Here is a 16900-nt window from a genome sequence, read left to right as displayed (position 1 = left end):
TCTTCCTGAGGTGCTGTTCCCCCCTGCGGCACCTTCCAAGAGAGGCCCCGGCGATCCCCCCGCCGGGGCCTTGTATTTAGGCAAGAGCGACGAATTAATACAATTTTTACTAGAATGCCCGGCATTCCCCGCGGCGGCGAAACCATTTTGGGGGCCAATGACTTGGTACCGTGTCGTTACTCCTAGAGCACGGAACCCGCAAATGGCTGGCCATTTTGCCAATGACAGCGAACAGATTGACCGGCGCACCAGCCGCTCGATCTGCGATGCCGTAGGCGAGCGGCTGCAGCAGAGCCTCCGTCCCGAACCGCGCCTGCCGACGCATCTCGAGCAGCTCTTGAATGAATTGAAGAAGCGCGAGCGCGATACGCACTAGTTCAGTGCTCACGTAAAAACGGGTTGCGTTCGCCGCGCCTTGCGGTGACAAGGCCGCATGCTCACCATCACCGACCTCTCCGTACGCCTTGCCGGACGCCTTCTGATCGACAGCAGCTCCGTGCAGATCACGCCCGGCTCGCGCGTCGGCATGGTCGGGCGCAACGGCACCGGCAAATCGACGCTGTTCAAGGTGATCCGCGGCGAACTCGCGGCCGAGCACGGCTCGGTGACGCTGCCGCCGCGCTGGCGGATCGGCAGCCTGGCGCAGGAAGCCCCGAACGGGCCGGAAAGCCTGATCTCCGTCGTGCTCAAGGCCGATCTCGAGCGCGACGCGCTGCTTGCCGAATCCGAGAGCGCCACTGATCCGCACCGTATTGCCGAGATCCAGACCCGGCTCGTCGACATCGATGCGCATTCGGCCCCGAGCCGCGCCGCCGCGATCCTGTCCGGTCTCGGCTTTTCCGCCGCCGATCAGCTGCGTCCCTGCGCCGAATTCTCCGGCGGCTGGCGCATGCGCGTCGCGCTGGCCGCGACCCTGTTCGCAGCGCCCGACCTGCTATTGCTCGACGAGCCCACCAACTATCTCGACCTCGAAGGCACGCTGTGGCTCGAGGATCACCTCGCGCATTATCCGCGCACGGTGATCGTGATCAGCCACGACCGCGACCTGCTCGAGAGCTCGGTCGATCAGATCCTGCATCTGGAGCGCGGCAAGCTCACGCTCTACAAGGGAACCTACTCCTCCTTCGAGGAGCAGCGCGCCGCGCGCGAGCTGCTCGACGCCAAAGCCGTCAAGCGCCAGGAGGCCGAGCGTGCCCGTCTGCAGGCCTTCGTCGACCGCTTCAAGGCCAAGGCCTCGAAGGCGCGCCAGGCGCAGTCCCGCATCAAGATGCTGGAGCGGCTGAAGCCGATCACGGCGCTGGTGACGGAGGACGTGCGCGAGATCAGCTTTCCGGCGCCGGAAAAACTGTTGTCGCCGCCGATCATCGCGGTCGACAACGCCTCCGTAGGCTACGATCCGACTACGCCGGTGCTCAGCCGCGTGACGCTCCGCATCGACAACGACGATCGCATCGCGCTGCTCGGTGCCAACGGCAATGGCAAATCGACGCTGGTCAAGCTCCTCGCCGGACGCCTCGCGCCGTTCTCGGGCAAAGTGACGCGCGCCGACAAGCTGTCGATAGCCTATTTCGCGCAGCATCAGCTCGACGAGCTGAACGAGGATGCCTCGGCCTATGATCACGTCCGCAAGCTGATGGGCGATGCGCCTGAGGCCAAGGTGCGGGCGCGCGCCGGCGCGATCGGCTTCTCCGGCAAGGCGGCCGATACCAAGGCCGGCAAGCTCTCCGGCGGCGAGAAGGCACGGCTGCTGCTGGGGCTCGCCACCTTCTTCGGCCCCAACATGATCATCCTCGACGAGCCGACCAACCATCTCGACATCGACAGCCGCGCCACGCTGGCCGAAGCGATCAACGAGTTTCCCGGCGCTGTCATCATGGTCTCGCACGACCGCTACCTGATCGAGGCCTGCGCCGACCGGCTCTGGATCGTTGCCGACCGTACCGTGACCAGTTACGACGGCGATCTCGATGACTACCGCCGCATGGTGCTGTCCGCGCGCAACGAAGAAGCCCCTCCGCGCGAGCGCAGCGCGCCAGGCGAAAAGCCGCAGCGTCCGAAATCGGACAATCGCGGCTCGCTGAAGAAGCGCATCGCGGAAGCCGAGGCCGAGATCGCTCGCGTCACCGAGATCATCGCCAAGATCGACACGGCGCTTGCCCTGCCCGACATCTTCACGCGCGATCCCAAACAGGCCGCGCAATTGTCGAAGGCCCGCGCCAATGCGGCGGACGCGCTGGCGCGCGCGGAGGAACAGTGGCTGGAGGCGAGCGCGCAGTTCGACGAAGCGGCCGGTTGACCCTTCCGGGGCCGGGCGGTCACATCAAAAGCTCGAAAACAACCCCATGCACAGTACCGGTGTCATGACACCGCGCCCTTAGATGTTGTACCGAATGCCTTTTATGGAGCGCCGATACGCCGACGCCCCCGCAAATCACGTGAAAAAGGCGTCAAGCCTCTGCAGCAGAAGCTCCGGCGCTTCCTCCGGCAGGTAGTGTCCACAGGGCAGGCTTCCGCCTTGCACGCTGCTCGCTTTGGCGCGCCAGGTCTCGAGCACGTCATAAGTCGATCCGACCACGCCCTTTTCGCCCCAAAGCATCAGCAGCGGGCAACCGATCCTCTTCTCTGAATCCGCCGCGTCGTGGATCAGGTCGATGCCGGCGGCGGCGCGATAATCCTCGCACACGGCGTGCAAAGTTTCACGGGTGTAGCACCGGCGGTACTCTTCGAGCGCGACCGGGTCGATAGCTCCCGGCGTCTTGTTCTGCTTGTTGATATGGGTCTGAAGATAGAATTCGAGATTGTTGCCGATCAACGTTTCCGGGAGCGGCGCCGGCTGGATGAGGAAGAACCACCACATGTAGCGCGTGGCGAATTCCTTGTTGGTCGTGGCATACATCGTGGCGGTCGGCGCGATGTCGAGCATGACCGCCCTGGAGACGGCCTGCGGATGGTCGAGCAGCAGACGATGCAGAACGCGCCCGCCGCGATCATGGCCGACGGCCTGAAAATGGTCGAAGCCGAGCGCGCGCATCACCTCGACCTGATCCCGCGCCATCTCACGCTTGGAATAGGCAATGCTGTCCTTGCCGCCATCCGGCTTGCTCGAGTCGCCGTAGCCGCGCAGATCGGTCAGCACCACGGTGAAGCGTTCCGCCAGCTTCGGTGCGACCTTGTGCCAGCATGCGACTGTCTGCGGATGGCCGTGCAGCAGGAGCAGCGGCGGCCCCTCGCCTTTCACGAGTACGTTGATCTCGGCCCCACTGGTCTTGATGCGCCTCTGCTGAAATCCCGGCAGTAGATTCGGGAGCGCACTGGTATTCATCGCATGATTCTCCTCTGCGAAGGCGCCTTGCGCCGCGATCACCGAGCCGACGGCTCCCGTGGTCAGCACCAACGACACCAGATCACGGCGCGTCAGGCCCGGTGCCGATGGGCACGGCAGATCTTGTTCATTGTCGAGCATTGAAACCTCCCTGGAATATAATTCAATCAAGACAGCGACTTCATCAGCAGCGTCGCGATCACGATCATGATCGCGCCGCCGACGCGCGTTGCGATCTGGGCAAACGCCATCAGCCCCATGCGATCCGCCGCGCCGAGAATGGCGACATCGCCGGTGCCGCCGAGGCCCGAATGGCAGGCGGTCACCATCGCCGCCTCGACCGGATACATGTTCAGCCATTTGCCGACGTAGAACCCCGACGCGATCATCGCCAGAACGGCCGCCGTGCAGATCATGATGTAGCCGGGATTGAAGGAGGCAACGAGTTGCTGCCAGGAGACCAGCAACGTGCCCATCGCAACCAGGATGGCGAAGGTCAGGTTGGTCGACATGAACTTGTTGATCTGATAGGCGCCAAGCTCCATCTCGGCCGGCAGAATCTTCGTCAGCTTGAGAGCCACAGCCGCAATGATCATCATGATCGGACCCGGAATCCCCGTGAACGGCGCCAGGGTCATGCCGAGCACGAACAACACGCAGGACAGCACGATCCCTGCACCGAGCAATCCGAGATCGATCGGCTGGTCGGGTCGCGCTTCACCGAGAATGTCGTCGTCGCCGCTCTTGACCAGCATGCCCCGACCGTTGATGTCTCGGCGCGTATCGCCGAGGCGCGCGAGCAGGCCCGCGCAGACGATCGCGACGACATTGCCGAGCAGCGCCGCCGGCACCATCTGCGCGACGAGGTCGCCCTGCGGCCGCTGCAAGATCTCCGAATAGGCGATGGAGAGCGGCAGCACGCCCTCTGCAAGGCCGCCGCCGATGATGGGGATGATGATGAAGAAGAACGTGTCTTTGGGGCTGTGGCTGAACAGCAAACCGATGGCGATGCCGACCGACACGGCCGCGAGTGTCCCGACCAGAAGCGGAACGAACATGCGGATGAAGCCCTGAACCAGCACGCGATAGGGCATGCCGAGGATCGAGCCTGCAACGAGACAGGCGATGAAGAAATACTGGAAATTGGCGGTGCGGAACGTCGTGGTGATCGCTTTCAGGGCCGGCTCGGGCATCAAGCCGTGGCTCACGATTGCCGCCGGGACGAACAGGCAGAGAATCGCGGTTCCGCCGATCTGCTTCAGCACCGGAATGGTCTGCCCGAGCTTGCCGAGCAGGAGGCCGAGCAGCATCAGGAGCGAGAGACCGCCGATCACGTCATTGGGCAGCTTGCCTGAATAGACGGCGGCCGCACAGACTGCCGCAGCGGCGATGTAGACCCCGACGGGCAACGGACCGATCTTGATGGAAGCGAGCATTCCCGAAAGTCTGGTCGATGACGAGGCGACCGGCGGCGCGGCCGCGGTTCGGTATGTCGTGTCAGCCAAGGGTCCCTCCACTGTTTTGTTATGTTGATGACGCGATCCGGCGCGCGTCGACGCCTTCGACCCGGAGTTCAGAACATCCAGGGGCTCGCCGCGCGATGGCGCGCCTCGAATGCGCTGATGTCGTCGGCGTAAACCAGCGTGGAGGCGATGAAGTCGCGGCCCGTCAGAAATGCCTCCTTGCGCACCGGCTCGATCTCGAACGGCATCGTGCGGCGGCCGCGATCAAAGCGGATCGTCTGGGCCGCAAGGTCCACGGCGACGTCGTTGCGGGTGGGATCGGCGATCACCGAGGCAAGCTCGGCGACCCTCGCAGGAGCGAGCGAGATCGTGAGAAGGCCGTTATTGGCGCAATTGTCGTTGAAGATACCGGCGAAGCTGGTGCCGATCAGGGCGCGAATGCCGAGCTGCTGGAGCCCCCACACGGCATGCTCGCGGCTCGATCCGCAGCCGAAATTCGGGCCGACGACCAGAAAGCAGGCGTCGCGATAGCCATCCTGGTTCAGGATGAAATCCGGATTGGCCTTGCCGCCGCTGAAGCGCAGCAGGTTGAAAGCCCCCTCGCCGAGGCCACTGCGGTCGACGCCCCTGAGAAACATTTTCGGCATGATCACGTCGGTATCGACATTCGGCGCCATCATCGGTGCGGCGACCCCGGCGACTTGATGGAACGGCGTCATTGGCGTGATCCCCTGAGGAGTGCGCGTACGTCGGTGATGCGGCCCGTGACGGCCGCCGCCGCCACCATCGCCGGGCTCATCAGATGCGTCCGGGCACCCGGTCCCTGGCGCCCCTCGAAGTTGCGGTTGGTCGAGGACGCGCACCGCTCTTGCGGCCTCAGCATGTCGTCGTTCATCGCAAGACACATCGAGCAGCCGGACTGCCGCCATTCGACGCCGGCGTCGGTGAACACCTTGGCAAGGCCCTCAGCCTCCGCCTGGGCCCTGACCTGCGTCGAGCCCGGCACCACGATCGCCCGCACGCCCGCCGCGACGCGGCGGCCACGAAAGATCTCGGCCGCATCGCGCAAGTCTTCGATCCGCGCGTTGGTACAGGACCCGATGAAGGCGAAGTCGATCGGAACGGATTGAATGGACGTGCCGGGCCCCAAGCCCATATAGCTCAGCGCGCGCTGGGCCGCGGCCCTGCGATCGGGCCCGTCCTGTTGCGCGGGATCTGGCACATTGTCCGTCACCGCAATCGCCTGGTCGGGGCTGGTGCCCCATGTCACCAGCGGCGCGACCTCGGAGACGTCGAGCGTCACTTCGCGGTCGAATCTGGCCTCCGGATCGGAGGCCAGTGCCAGCCAGCTTGCCGCGGCGCGCTCCCACATCTCGCCCTTGGGCGAGCGGGGACGCCCCTTCAGATAGTCCAGCACCTTCTGATCCGGTGCGATCACCACGCCGCGCGCGCCCGCCTCGACGATCATGATCGACAGCACGATCCGGCCCTCGACGCTCATGTCGGAGACGGCGGGACCGCTGAACTCCACGGCATAGCCTGTCGCACCGTCGGCGCCGATCCGCCGGATCACCTCCATCACGATGTCCTTCGGCGTCACGCCGATCGGCGCGGATCCAGACAAGTGGATACGCATCGTCTTGAGCCGGCGGTAGCGCACCGTCGAGGTTGCGAGATAGTGCTCGATGTCGGACGTGCCGATGCCGTAGCCGAGGGCACCGAACGCCCCATAGGCCGTGCTGTGGCTGTCGCCGGCTGCGATGACCATGCCGGGCATGACGAGCCCCTGCTCGGGCGCGACGACATGCTCGATGCCCTGGCGAGGATCGAGAATGTCGAAATATTCGATGCCGAAATCCCTGGCGTTCTCGGCGAAATAGTCGACCTGCCGTGCCGCCGCATCATCGGGCATTGCACGCGTGCGCCGGGTCGTCGTGGGGTTGACGTGGTCCACCACCATCAGCGCCGCCCTGGGATTTCTGACCTTGCGTCCTGCCGCGCGCAGGCCGGCAAAGGCTTGCGGGCTGGTGTATTCGTTCAGAACGGTGCGATCGACGTAGAGTAGCACGAGGCCGGCATCGTCGAGATTGCGGACGACATGGTCGTCCACCAGCTTGTCGTACAGCGTGCGCGCGGCCATTGCGCTTTCCCCCGGAGAAAATCTCGCCGCACGGTGCCGCCCACGACACTGGAAATCCAATGTCGCGTTCTGATATCGTTATGCACATTGTGCATAAGCAATTCTTGTTCGTGTCGGGAGGGCCGTGAGATGGAGATCAACTGGCTGCACGATTTCATCGCGGTGGCGAGCACGCGCAGCTTTTCGCGGGCGGCCGAGCAACGCAACTGCTCGCAGCCCGCGCTGAGCCGCAGGATCCAGGCGCTCGAGGTCTGGACCGGCGCGCCGCTGCTGGATCGCACCACGCACAGCGTCAATCTGACGCCGGCCGGTGAAGGCTTTCGCGAGACGGCCGAAGACGTGCTGCGCCGGCTCGCGGCCGGCCGCCTGGATGCGCAGGAGCGGGCCCGCGGCGCATCCGACGTCTTGAAGTTCGCCTCGACCAATGCCTTGTCGCTAACCTTCTTTCCCGACTGGCTGCGCGGCATCGAGACCGAGCTGGCGTTCGTTCCCAACGTGCAACTCGTCGCCAATCATATGGAGGCCTGCGAACGCATCCTGCTGGCGGGGGACGCGCATTTCCTGCTGTGTCACTATCATCCGGCGGCGGCCACGGCGTTGGCGCCGTCGCATTTTCGCTCGCTGCGTGTCGGCGATGACAGACTCATTCCAGCTTCAGTGCCGGTTTCAAATCGGAGCCGCAGGCCTCGCTTCCGGCTTCCGGGAACGGACGATGCGCCGGTCCCGTTCCTGAGCTTCCGCCCGGAATCGGGCATGGGACGAATCCTCGAAGCGGTGCGCGCGACCTCGCCTTTGCACGCGAATTTACGCACGAGCTTTACATCTCACCTCGCAAAATTGCTGGTGACGATGGTCCAGGCCGGCCGCGGCATGGCGTGGCTGCCGGAAAGCCTGATCGCCGATCAGCTCGCCTCCGGCGAGATCGTCGCAGCGGGTGGCGAGGAATGGTATGTGCCGATCGAAATCCACGTCTTCCGGCCGAAGCTCCGCCTGGCGAAAGCCGCGGAGGCGTTCTGGCAGCATATTGCGAAAAGCGATCGTCAGGTCTGATGCCAGAGACTTGTTGTACTTTACGTACCCGCCTTCGGCAGCCACCATGAGTAGCGTCGGGGACAGATTTGCGCCGGCAGGGTTTGGAGCTCGTGCGCGGTACTGCTTAGCCTCATCCTGAGGAGACCGCTGAAATCGGTGATCTCGAAGACGAGACGAGACGCTCGCTCAGGCCTCGTCGAGCGGGGCTATCTCCGCGTGGGCTGCGAGACGTCGCTCATCACGCGACTTCGTGCTATAGTAAGTGCAGGCGATATTTTCACCGAAGCATATTGAGAACAGCCAAATTTGGGGGAGATCGAGCGATGTCGTCACCCGAACCGATCAAGTTCACCGACGGTGCGGCTTACGAGCGCTTCATGGCGCCGTGGAGCCGATCGGCCGGGACGCTGTTCCTCGACTGGCTGGCTATACGCCCTGGGCTGGCTTGGGCGGATATCGGTGCCGGGAACGGTGCGTTCACCGAGCTCGTTCTTGCGAAATCCGCCCCTTCGTCCGTCTGCGCGATCGATCCATCCGACGCGCAGATCGCAACGGCGCGGCAAAAGTTCGCCGCAAAGCAGGTCGAGCTATCTATTGGCGATGCGATGGCCGTTCCCTATGATGCCAATCGCTTTGACGTTGCGGTGATGGCACTGGTGCTGTTCTTCGTCCCCGACCCGCGCAAGGGCGCCGCGGAAATGGTTCGCGTCACCAAGCCCGGCGGCATGGTCGCGTCCTATACGTGGGATATTGTGCGGGGAGGCACACCGACGCAGCCGCTGTGGGAAGAGCTGGATGCCCTTGGCATCCCCGCAGCGCGTCCACCGAGTGCAGACATATCTCGTTTCGAGATGCTCAAGGCACTCTGGACGGAGCTTGGTCTGCGCGATGTTGAAACCCGCGAGCTGGTGGTCGAGCGGACATTCGCCGACTTCGACGATTACTGGCTGTCCATGGCCGTGAGCAGCCCGAGTGGAATCGTTGGCAAGCTATCGCAAGCCGACGGCGCGGAGCTCAAGCGCCGGCTCCAGGCGCGATTGCCGGCGAGCGCGAGTGGCGAGATCACCGTTCATGCCTCGGCGACTGCGATCAAGGGCCGCAAAGCTGTTTGACGCTCAAGCTGATCGCGCGCGGTTGATCGCGTCGACAGCCGAAGCTGGTCCTCGCAAAAGCGGAAAGCCGCCGACACGTTACGCCGCCTTCTTCTTCGCCTTCGCTTTCGGCTTCACCACCTTCGGCGCCGGCGGCGGCTCGGGATTGCCCTCAATGGCGGACAGGCGGCCCGACGTGAAGGTGTAGATGCCGGCGCGCGGGCCGGTGGTCCAGGTGACCACCGCCACACGGCGGCCTGCGGCATCGCTGGAAAGATTGACGTTCGAGGGCGCGCCAATGCCGCGCACCACGTCGCATTCGGTGTGACCGAGCGCGACCGTGCCGCCCACGGGCGCCGGCGCCGTGGTCGACGCATTAGCGTCGGCAGGTCCCGGCGGCGGTGCCATGCCCGGGCAAGCGCCGTCGGCGCTGACGAGATCCTCGGGGGCCACCGGCTTGTCGGGGGTCAGCGGCGGCGACTCGATCGAGATGTTCTTGATGAACAGGCGGCTCGGCTTGTTGAACCATTCGGCGTCCTTGGACAGCAGATCGGCGCCAGCCGAGCACCCCGCGATCAGCGGCGCAACAGCGGTCAGCGCAACTATGAGCGACTTTGGAAGCTTTTGATGTCGCACGATATACCAAATTCCCCGCATGAAGGAGCCGCCCTAAGCGATTGTCCCAACACCACTTTGCGGCACGAAGGTGGCCGAAACCAATCTGCCCGAGAAAGTCCAAATTATCATTAATTGCGAAAGGCGCTAATTCCGACGCTGCCACCGGCCCCGCTCGTCGGCCTGCCAATAGGTGACCTCAAATCCGCGCGTCCTGCAATCCGTCCAAGTGCTGCGGGCGGCCGCAAGCGCATCCGGATCGTCGCCGTTGAACAGCAGCACCATGCGCTCATAGGCCTCCGCGTCCTCCGGCAATGCAGCGTTGTCGACCAGGAAGCGGACATTGGCCCCGTTCGGATTGTTCGCCTCGATCGCCAGCACGATCGGCTGCTCGGCCACATCGTTCACGCGCCATGTGGCATGCGGCAAGAAGGAATCGTCACGGTAGGTCCACAGATGCGCGTCGAGCGCATCGGCGCGCTCCAGCGAGGTCGACTGCACCACGACGCGCCAGCCGCGCTCGAGCGATTTCTCGAGAAGCGGCGGCAAGACATTCTCTACCGTCATGTTTTGCAGATGGTAAAACAGCACTTCCGTCATTTGCGCTCGTAATGATCCGCCACCAGGCGATCCAGCAAACGAACGCCGTAGCCGGACCCCCAGCTCTGATTGATGTCGGTCTTGGGCGCGCCCATCGCGGTGCCGGCGATGTCGAGATGCGCCCAGGGCGTGCCATCGACGAAGCGCTGCAGGAACTGCGCGGCGGTGATCGAGCCGCCGTGCCGGCCACCCGTGTTTTTCATGTCGGCAAACTGGGAATCGATCAGCTTGTCGTATTCGGGGCCGAGCGGCATGCGCCAGACCTTCTCGCCGACCTCGATGCCGGCCGTCAGCAGGCGTTCGGCGAGTTCGTCATTGTTGGTGAACATGCCAGCATGTTCGGTGCCGAGCGCAACCATGATCGCGCCGGTCAGGGTCGCCAGATCCACCATGAATTTCGGCTTGATCTTCTTGGCGACGTACCAGAGCAGGTCGGCCAGCACCAGGCGGCCTTCCGCGTCGGTGTTGATGATTTCGATGGTCTGGCCCGACATCGAGGTGACGATGTCGCCCGGCCGCTGCGCGTTGCCGTCGGGCATGTTCTCGACCAGGCCGATGGCGCCGACCACGTTGGCCTTGGCCTTGCGGGCCGCGAGCGCGTGCATCAAGCCGACGACGCAGGCCGCACCGCCCATATCGCCCTTCATGTCCTCCATGCTGCCGGCCGGCTTGATCGAGATGCCGCCGGTGTCGAAGCACACGCCCTTGCCGACGAAGGCGACGGGCGCCTCGCCTTTCTTAGCGCCGTCCCAGCGCATGATCACGGTGCGGCTCGGCCGCGCCGAGCCCTGGCCGACGCCGAGCAGCGCGCCCATACCGAGCTTCTGCATCGCCTTGACGTCGAGCACCTCGATTCGAACGCCGAGCTTGCGCAGCAGGCCTGCGCGGCGGGCGAACTCCTCGGGGTACAGCACGTTCGGCGGCTCGTTGACGAGATTGCGGGCGATGATGACGCCATCGACGACCGCTGCTGCCGAAGAAAAGGCCTTCTTCGCCGCGGCCGCATCGCCGACCGCGAGCGAAACATCGGCGCGCAAGGCGCCCTCCTCGCCGTCCTTCTTCCTGGTCTTGTAGCGGTCGAACTTGTAGGCGCGCAGGCGCACACCCGAGGCAATCGCAACGGCCTGCTCGCTGCTCATGGCTCCGGTGGCGAGTTCGGCCACGATCGTCATGGTCGCGGCGCCGGCCTTGAGCTTGCTGGCCGCCAGGCCGCCGAATCTAAGGAAGTCGTTGCCCTTCAGGCTGGAGGACTTGCCGGTACCGATCACGATCAGGCGCTCGCTCTTCAGCCCCTCGGGGGCCAGAATATCCAGGACCGTGCCGCTCTTGCCTTTAAATGAGGCCGCAGCCGCCGCCCGCTTCACGAGTTCGCCTGCCCCGCCGAGCGCCTTGGCCGTCGCCGGGCCGACCTTCAGAGCCTCGTCACAGAACACGACCAGAATGCCACGGGCGGCAGAAGCCAACGGGACAAAGCCGACCTTGATGGCATCGGACATAGCTAACTCCTCAAAAACATGGGGCTTTTTGCCAAACAACGGATCCGGTCACAGACCGGAGCTGAACGGCGATTCAGTCTCTCTTCCCACTATGGGCCAGAGGTGCGGTCGATGCCAAGCACCGCCCGTGGCCGGGACGCCACATTGGGGGAAATATTAACCATATATTGAGGGTGCCATGGGTCAGCCATTTTGTTGATGGATCAAAGGGATGGTAGTTGGAAGGTAAGCCTCCGCAAGAGGTGATTGGCCGGCCTTGGGGATCCCTGTCAGGGATTGGCCGGCGAGTCCGAATTCCGGAGCGCATTGGGGTCTTGGTGGGATTCGTGCGGTAGTGCATGGGGTCGATCGACAGGTATATTTTCCGCACGACGCTGGCGTCGTTTGCGCTCGTCCTGGTCAGCCTCACCGGCGTGATCTGGATTACGCAGGCGTTGCGCGGCATCGACCTGATGACGAGCCAGGGTCAGACCATCATGACCTTCCTCGGCATCACCAGTCTCGTGATCCCGGCGCTGGTGCTGATCATCTCGCCGATCGCGCTGATGATCGCGATCTCGCACACGCTGAACAAGCTCGCGACCGATTCCGAGATCATCGTGATGAATGCGGCCGGCTTCTCGCCATTCCGGCTGTTCTATCCGTTCTTCTACGCCACCTGCGTCGTGGCGCTGCTGGTCGCCTTCATCGCGGCCTATCTCGCGCCCGACGGCATGCGGCGGATCAAGCAGTGGGACGCCGAAATCACCGCCGACGTGCTCACCAACATCCTGCAGCCGGGCCGCTTCGCCCAGCTCGACAAGAATCTCACGATCCGGATCCGCGAGCGGCTGCCCGGCGGCATTCTCGCCGGCATCTTCATCGACGACCGCCGCGACCCGAACGAGCGCGTCTCGATCGTCGCCGAGCACGGCGAGGTCGTGAAGAACGAGAACGGATCGTTCCTGGTACTCAAGGACGGCAATCTGCAGCGCTTCGAGGCCGGCAAGCGCGACCCTGCGCTGGTGGCGTTCGGCCGGTATGGCTTCGATATGTCGAAGTTCGGCAACCAGGGCCACGACGTCACCCTCGGCATTCGCGAGCGCTACCTCTGGGAGCTGTTGTCGCCATCCGAGGACGACCCGGTCTACAAGCAGATCCCCGGCCAGTTCCGCTCGGCGCTGCATGACAGCCTGCTGGCGCCGATTTATCCGTTTGCCTTTGCCGTGCTGACCTTCGCCTTCCTGGGCGCGCCGCGCACGACTCGCCAGAGCCGCAACTTCTCGATCGGCTCCTCGATCCTTGCGGTGTTCGGCCTGCGCATGGCCGGCTTCGCCTGCTCGGTCATGGCCGTGAAATCATCGGGCCCGGTGCTGGTCCAGTACGCGATGGTCTTCGGCGCCATCGCCGTTGGGCTATGGATGATCGTCGGCGGCATCGTGGTCGAGCCGCCGCCCGGTCTCATGGAGACCATCAATAGGTCGAACGCGCGTATCGCGCGGCTGTTCGGACGGCCGGCCACTGCATGAGCATGCTCACCAACACGCTCGGGCGCTATTTCGCCGGCCGCTTCGTGGTCGCCGCACTCGGCGTGTTCGCGAGCATTTTCCTCCTGCTGGTGCTGGTCGATTACATCGAGATGGTGCGCAAGACCTCAGGCCTCACATCCGCCTCCGCGATCATGGTGGCCGAGACCTCGCTATTCAGGGTACCGCAGCTTCTGGAGAAGCTGACGCCGTTCTGCATGCTGATCGGCGCCATGACCTGCTATCTCGCCCTCTCCCGTCGGCTCGAGCTGGTGGTCGCGCGCGCCGCCGGCATCTCGGCCTGGCAGTTCATCTCGCCGGCGCTCGGCAGCGCGCTCTTGATCGGGGTGATCGCCACCGTCGCCTACAATCCGATGTCGGCCAATTTGCGCGAGCTCTCCAAGCGCATGGAAGCCGAGCTGTTCGGCTCGGCGCCCGGCGGCGGCATCCAGGACGCCTCGGGCTTCTGGCTCAACCAGGTGACCAGCGATGGCCAGACCATCATCAACGCCGCGCGCAGCGAGCAGCAGGGCGTCCGGCTGACGGGGCTCACCCTGTTCCGCTTTGATACAGAGCAGCACTTCAAGGAGCGGATCGAGGCGCGCGAGGCGACGCTGGAGGCCGGCCATTGGCTGTTCAAGGGCGTCCGCCGCTTCACGCTCGACGCGCCCCCGGTCGACCAGGCGCGCCTGGAGATTCCGACGACGTTGACCGAGGCACAGGTTCGCAACAGCTTTTCCACACCCGAGACTGTGTCCTTTTGGCAACTACCGAGCTACATCCGCTCGTCCGAGAGCTCGGGGTTCGCGACAGCGGGATATCGACTCCAGTATCACAAGCTGCTGGCACAGCCGTTTTTGCTCGCCGCCATGGTGATGCTCGCGGCTTCCGTGTCGCTGCGCTTCTTCCGGATGGGCGGCGTACAGAAGATGGTTTTGAGTGGCGTGGGCGCAGGCTTTCTGCTCTACGTGCTGTCGAAAGTGACTGAAGACTTGAGCAAGGCTGAGTTGATGCATCCGATCGCTGCGGCGTGGTTGCCCGTAGTGGTGGGCGGCCTCACCGGCTTTTTGGCCTTGCTGTACCAGGAGGACGGTTAGTGACTGCCGTCCGTCGAGGACCCGTGTCTGGAGGGACGTCGCGCACTCGCGTGCGCGCGAACGGATGCGGTTTGTCTGTCCGCAAGATCCTGCTCGCGCTTGTCGCAACCGTATCGCTCGCCGGCATGATGGATCTTGCTGCGGTGGCGCCGGCCGCCGCCCAGAGCTTCACCTACAATCCGCGGCCGCCGCGTCCGGCGCCGCCGAGGGCCGCCAATGACGGGCAGATGCTCGTGCAGGCCACCGAAGTCGATTACGACTACAACAATTCGCGCGTGTCCGCGGTCGGCAACGTCCAGCTGTTCTACAACGGCACCAGCGTCGAGGCCGACCGGGTCATTTACGACCAGAAGACCAAGCGGCTGCATGCCGAAGGCAACATCCGCATGACGGATGCTGACGGCAAGATCACCTATGCCGAGATCCTGGATCTCTCCGACGACTACCGCGACGGCTTCGTCGATTCGCTGCGCGTGGACACTGCCGATCAAACCCGCATGGCCGCGACCCGCGCCGATCGCTCGAGCGGCAACTATACGGTGTTCGAAAATGGCGTCTACACGGCCTGCGCGCCGTGCAAAGACGATCCGAAGAAGCCGCCGCTCTGGCAGGTCAAGGGTGCCCGCATCATCCACGACCAGCAGGAGAAGATGCTGTATTTCGAGACGGCACAGCTCGAATTCTTCGGCGTGCCGATCGCCTACATGCCCTACTTCTCGACGCCCGATCCGACCGTGAAGCGCAAGACCGGCTTTCTGATGCCGGGCTTCACCTCGAACACGCCGTTCGGCTACGGCGTCGAAGTCCCGTTCTACTGGGCCATCGCGCCCGACATGGACGCGACCTTCAACCCGCGCATCACATCCAGGCAGGGCGTGCTGTTCCAGGCCGAATTCCGCCAACGCCTGATGGATGGCGCCTATCAGGTCCGCGTCTACGGCATCGACCAGCTCGACCCCGGCGCCCTCGCCGGCCAACCCGGCGACCGTCAGTTCCGCGGCGCCGTCGACACCAAGGGCCAGTTTGCGCTCAACGACAAGTGGGTCTGGGGTTGGGACGGCGTCCTGATGTCCGACTACTATTTCTTCTCGGACTACCGGTTGTCGCAGTACCGCGATCCCTTGGGCTCGTTCCTCTATCTGCCGACGGATGCGCTGTCGCAGCTCTATCTGACCGGCGTCGGCAATCGCAGCTTCTTCGACGCGCGCACGATGTACTGGACGAGCTTCTCGGGTAACCAGCAGCAGGTCCCGGTCGTCTATCCCGTGATCGACTACTCGAACGTGCTCAACTATCCGGTGTTCGGCGGCGAGTTCTCCTACAAGACGAATTTCGTCAACCTGACCCGCAACGACGCGGCATTCGACCCGATCACGACGACGGCCAATACCTCGGGCCTGTGTACGATCGCCTCGGCCGACCCGGCCGGACGCAGCATGCCAAATGGATGTCTGCTGCGCGGCTTCCCCGGCACCTACACCCGCCTGACAGCGGAGGCGCAGTGGCGCAAATCCTACACCGATCCGTTCGGCGAGATCTGGACGCCGTTCGCGATCCTGCGTGCTGATGCGATCAACTCCGACGTCTCCAACCAGCCGGGCGTCTCGAACTATTTGCCCGTCGGCGACACCCAGGCATTCCGCCTGATGCCGACCGTCGGCCTCGAATACCGCTATCCCTTCATCAACGTTCAGCCCTGGGGCTCGACCACGATCGAGCCGATTGCGCAGATCATCATCCGCCCGAACGAGACCTATGCCGGCAAGCTTCCGAACGAAGACGCGCAGAGCATGGTGTTCGACACCACGAACCTGTTCAGCGTCGACAAGTTCTCCGGCTACGACCGCGTCGAGGGCGGCGGCCGCGCCAATGTCGGCGTGCAGGCCACCACGCAGTTCGACAAGGGCGGCGCCGTCAAGGTACTGTTCGGGCAGTCCTACCAGCTGTTCGGCCTGAACTCCTACGCGGTGCAGGACACCATCAACACAGGCCTCGACTCCGGCCTTGACAAGCCCCGCTCCGACTACGTCGCGAGCGTCGCCTACTCGCCCAACAGCACCTACACGTTCAGCGTCCGCTCGCGCATGGACGAGCAGACCTGGAACGTCCAGCGCTTCGAGGCCGAAGGCCGTGCCAACTTCAATCGCTGGTCGATCAGCATGATGTATGGCAATTACGCGCCGCAGCCGGAGCTCGGTTATCTGACCCGCCGCGAGGGCATCCTGACCTCGGGCTCGATCAAGGTCGCGACCAACTGGGTGGTGACGGGCTCGGCGCGCTGGGACCTCGAGGCCAACAAGATCAACCAATATGTGCTCGGCGCCGGCTATGTCGACGATTGCTTCGTGCTGGCGGCGAACTACATAACTTCGTATAGCTATTCCGCGGGCACGACGCCGCCCGTGCTGAGCCACGCGTTCATGTTCCAGATCGGCCTGCGCACGCTGGCGACCTCGACCGGGGCCAGCAGTTCCGCCGGCCTCCAGTGAACCCGTTTGAAGTGCCGGCCGCCTGTACCCGATTGCAGGATCATCTCGGC

14 protein-coding genes are annotated in these 16900 nt (G+C 64.2%); 7 read left to right on the top strand and 7 right to left on the bottom strand.

Translation table 11 applies throughout. The annotated features are described in order from the left end of the window. The first annotated feature begins 202 nt into the window (after nt 1-202). Nucleotides 203-376: a hypothetical protein gene (locus XH88_RS04185; RefSeq protein WP_271614138.1), complete on the top strand. Its 174-nt coding sequence runs from the start codon at nt 203-205 to the stop codon at nt 374-376. A 57-nt stretch (nt 377-433) separates the two neighbouring features. Further along, nucleotides 434-2296, top strand: a complete 1863-nt coding sequence (locus XH88_RS04180) for an ABC-F family ATP-binding cassette domain-containing protein (protein ID WP_271614137.1) — start codon at nt 434-436, stop codon at nt 2294-2296. A gap of 135 nt (nt 2297-2431) precedes the next feature. Here XH88_RS04180 and XH88_RS04175 read toward each other — a convergent pair whose 3' ends face one another. The 4 genes from XH88_RS04175 to leuC all read right to left on the bottom strand — a co-directional run bounded on the left by XH88_RS04175 (nt 2432) and on the right by leuC (nt 6925). After that, on the bottom strand, nt 2432-3322 hold the full coding sequence (locus tag XH88_RS04175) for an alpha/beta fold hydrolase (RefSeq protein ID WP_271614360.1): 891 nt from the start codon (nt 3320-3322) through the stop codon (nt 2432-2434). Between the two features lie 167 nt (nt 3323-3489). After that, nucleotides 3490-4827 carry a 2-hydroxycarboxylate transporter family protein gene (locus XH88_RS04170; RefSeq protein ID WP_271614136.1) on the bottom strand — a complete coding sequence of 446 codons (1338 nt, stop codon included), beginning with the start codon at nt 4825-4827 and terminating at the stop codon, nt 3490-3492. 68 nt (nt 4828-4895) lie between these two features. Beyond that, nucleotides 4896-5504, bottom strand: a complete 609-nt coding sequence (leuD, locus tag XH88_RS04165) for a 3-isopropylmalate dehydratase small subunit (protein WP_271614135.1) — start codon at nt 5502-5504, stop codon at nt 4896-4898. Further along, entirely contained in the window at nt 5501-6925 is a 1425-nt protein-coding gene (leuC, locus tag XH88_RS04160; protein WP_271614134.1) for a 3-isopropylmalate dehydratase large subunit, read from the bottom strand. Before leuC ends, leuD begins: the two co-directional genes overlap by 4 nt. 129 nt (nt 6926-7054) lie before the next feature. Between leuC and XH88_RS04155 the strand changes: the two genes are divergently transcribed. After that, nucleotides 7055-7975, top strand: coding sequence for a LysR family transcriptional regulator (locus tag XH88_RS04155; protein ID WP_271614133.1), 921 nt, complete (start codon nt 7055-7057; stop codon nt 7973-7975). Between the two features lie 305 nt (nt 7976-8280). Beyond that, nucleotides 8281-9069, top strand: coding sequence for a class I SAM-dependent methyltransferase (locus XH88_RS04150; protein WP_271614132.1), 789 nt, complete (start codon nt 8281-8283; stop codon nt 9067-9069). A 78-nt stretch (nt 9070-9147) separates the two neighbouring features. Here XH88_RS04150 and XH88_RS04145 read toward each other — a convergent pair whose 3' ends face one another. From XH88_RS04145 to XH88_RS04135, 3 genes are all read right to left on the bottom strand, one after another. Continuing rightward, nucleotides 9148-9645 (bottom strand): hypothetical protein, encoded by a 498-nt coding sequence (locus tag XH88_RS04145; RefSeq protein ID WP_271614359.1) that lies wholly within the window; start codon nt 9643-9645, stop codon nt 9148-9150. Nucleotides 9646-9810: 165 nt separating this feature from the next. Next, nucleotides 9811-10263: a DNA polymerase III subunit chi gene (locus XH88_RS04140; protein WP_271614131.1), complete on the bottom strand. Its 453-nt coding sequence runs from the start codon at nt 10261-10263 to the stop codon at nt 9811-9813. Then, a complete protein-coding gene (locus XH88_RS04135; RefSeq protein WP_271614130.1) occupies nt 10260-11759 on the bottom strand; it encodes a leucyl aminopeptidase in 1500 nt (499 codons plus the stop codon). Before XH88_RS04135 ends, XH88_RS04140 begins: the two co-directional genes overlap by 4 nt. A gap of 338 nt (nt 11760-12097) precedes the next feature. On the opposite strand from XH88_RS04135, the gene lptF reads away from it, so the two are divergent. The 3 genes from lptF to XH88_RS04120 are packed head-to-tail and all read left to right on the top strand — an operon-like array spanning nt 12098 to nt 16850. Beyond that, complete coding sequence (gene lptF / locus XH88_RS04130; RefSeq protein WP_271614129.1) at nt 12098-13267, top strand: LPS export ABC transporter permease LptF; 1170 nt, start codon at nt 12098-12100, stop codon at nt 13265-13267. Continuing rightward, a complete protein-coding gene (gene lptG / locus XH88_RS04125; RefSeq protein WP_271614128.1) occupies nt 13264-14361 on the top strand; it encodes an LPS export ABC transporter permease LptG in 1098 nt (365 codons plus the stop codon). Before lptF ends, lptG begins: the two co-directional genes overlap by 4 nt. Next, entirely contained in the window at nt 14361-16850 is a 2490-nt protein-coding gene (locus XH88_RS04120) for an LPS-assembly protein LptD (RefSeq protein ID WP_271614127.1), read from the top strand. Before lptG ends, XH88_RS04120 begins: the two co-directional genes overlap by 1 nt. Nucleotides 16851-16900: the final 50 nt, after the last annotated feature.

The organism is Bradyrhizobium sp. CCBAU 51627 (assembly GCF_028128765.1).
GTDB lineage: Bacteria > Pseudomonadota > Alphaproteobacteria > Rhizobiales > Xanthobacteraceae > Bradyrhizobium.
This window is presented reverse-complemented; position numbering and strand designations above follow the sequence as displayed.

Coding starts and splice junctions, on each gene's coding strand:
- XH88_RS04185 (WP_271614138.1), top strand. CDS start 203: ATGGCTGGCCATTTTGCCAATGACAGCGAACAGATTGACCGGCGCACC.
- XH88_RS04180 (WP_271614137.1), top strand. CDS start 434: ATGCTCACCATCACCGACCTCTCCGTACGCCTTGCCGGACGCCTTCTG.
- XH88_RS04175 (WP_271614360.1), bottom strand. CDS start 3,322: ATGAATACCAGTGCGCTCCCGAATCTACTGCCGGGATTTCAGCAGAGG.
- leuD (WP_271614135.1), bottom strand. CDS start 5,504: ATGACGCCGTTCCATCAAGTCGCCGGGGTCGCCGCACCGATGATGGCG.
- leuC (WP_271614134.1), bottom strand. CDS start 6,925: ATGGCCGCGCGCACGCTGTACGACAAGCTGGTGGACGACCATGTCGTC.
- XH88_RS04155 (WP_271614133.1), top strand. CDS start 7,055: ATGGAGATCAACTGGCTGCACGATTTCATCGCGGTGGCGAGCACGCGC.
- XH88_RS04150 (WP_271614132.1), top strand. CDS start 8,281: ATGTCGTCACCCGAACCGATCAAGTTCACCGACGGTGCGGCTTACGAG.
- XH88_RS04140 (WP_271614131.1), bottom strand. CDS start 10,263: ATGACGGAAGTGCTGTTTTACCATCTGCAAAACATGACGGTAGAGAAT.
- XH88_RS04135 (WP_271614130.1), bottom strand. CDS start 11,759: ATGTCCGATGCCATCAAGGTCGGCTTTGTCCCGTTGGCTTCTGCCGCC.
- lptF (WP_271614129.1), top strand. CDS start 12,098: ATGGGGTCGATCGACAGGTATATTTTCCGCACGACGCTGGCGTCGTTT.
- lptG (WP_271614128.1), top strand. CDS start 13,264: ATGAGCATGCTCACCAACACGCTCGGGCGCTATTTCGCCGGCCGCTTC.